This is a genomic window from Bacteroides sp. AM54-2NS (assembly GCF_003602935.1).
GTDB classification, from domain to species: domain Bacteria; phylum Bacteroidota; class Bacteroidia; order Bacteroidales; family Bacteroidaceae; genus Bacteroides; species Bacteroides xylanisolvens.
In genome coordinates this window covers 1-1,286 of sequence record NZ_QTMZ01000126.1, presented here as the reverse complement: position 1 = coordinate 1,286, position 1,286 = coordinate 1, and the positions used below count along the sequence as shown (strand labels likewise).

General features: G+C 40.3%; 1 protein-coding gene. It reads left to right on the top strand.

Annotated elements, in window-relative coordinates; translation table 11 throughout:
* The coding region (locus DXA05_RS26085) for a GTP-binding protein (RefSeq protein ID WP_128859784.1) at positions 1–1,286 on the top strand (1,286 nt) is incomplete at both ends.

Below are 1,286 nucleotides of genomic sequence, written 5' to 3'. Positions count from 1 at the left end.
GTGAAATGCAATATCATTGACACTCCGGGACACATGGATTTTATTGCGGAAGTGGAGCGGACATTCAAAATGCTTGATGGAGCAGTCCTCATCTTATCCGCAAAGGAAGGCATACAAGCGCAGACAAAGTTGCTGTTCAATACTTTACAGAAGCTGCAAATCCCGACAATTATATTTATCAATAAGATTGACCGTGCCGGTGTGAATTTGGAGCGTTTGTATCTGGATATAAAAACAAATCTGTCGCAAGATGTCCTGTGTATGCAAACTGTTGTCGATGGATCGGTTTATCCAGTTTGCTCCCAAACATATATAAAGGAAGAATACAAAGAATTTGTATGCGACCATGACGACAACATATTGGAACGATATTTGGCGGATAGCGAAATTTCACCGGCTGATTATTGGAATACGATAATCGCTCTTGTGGCAAAAGCCAAAGTCTATCCGGTACTACATGGATCAGCAATGTTCAATATCGGTATCAATGAGTTGTTGGACGCCATCTCTTCTTTTATACTTCCTCCGGCATCGGTCTCAAACAGACTATCAGCTTATCTCTATAAGATAGAGCATGACCCCAAAGGACATAAAAGAAGTTTTCTAAAAATAATTGACGGAAGTCTGAGACTTCGAGACGTTGTAAGAATCAACGATTCGGAAAAATTCATCAAGATTAAAAATCTAAAAACTATCAATCAGGGCAGAGAGATAAATGTTGATGAAGTGGGTGCCAATGATATCGCGATTGTAGAAGATATAGAAGATTTTCGAATCGGAGATTATTTAGGTGCTAAACCTTGTTTGATTCAAGGATTATCTCATCAGCATCCCGCTCTCAAATCCTCCGTCCGGCCAAATAAGCCCGAAGAGAGAAGCAAGGTGATATCCGCTCTGAATACATTGTGGATTGAAGACCCGTCTTTGTCCTTTTCCATAAACTCATATAGTGATGAATTGGAAATCTCGTTATATGGTTTGACCCAAAAGGAAATCATACAGACATTGCTGGAAGAACGATTTTCCGTAAAGGTCCATTTTGATGAGATCAAGACTATCTACAAAGAACGACCTATAAAAAAGGTCAATAAGATTATTCAGATCGAAGTACCACCCAACCCTTACTGGGCCACAATAGGGCTGACTCTTGAACCCTTACCGTTAGGGGCAGGGTTGCAAATCGAAAGTGACATCTCCTATGGTTATCTGAACCATTCTTTTCAAAATGCCGTTTTTGAAGGGATTCGTATGTCTTGCCAATCTGGTTTACATGGATGGGAAGTGAC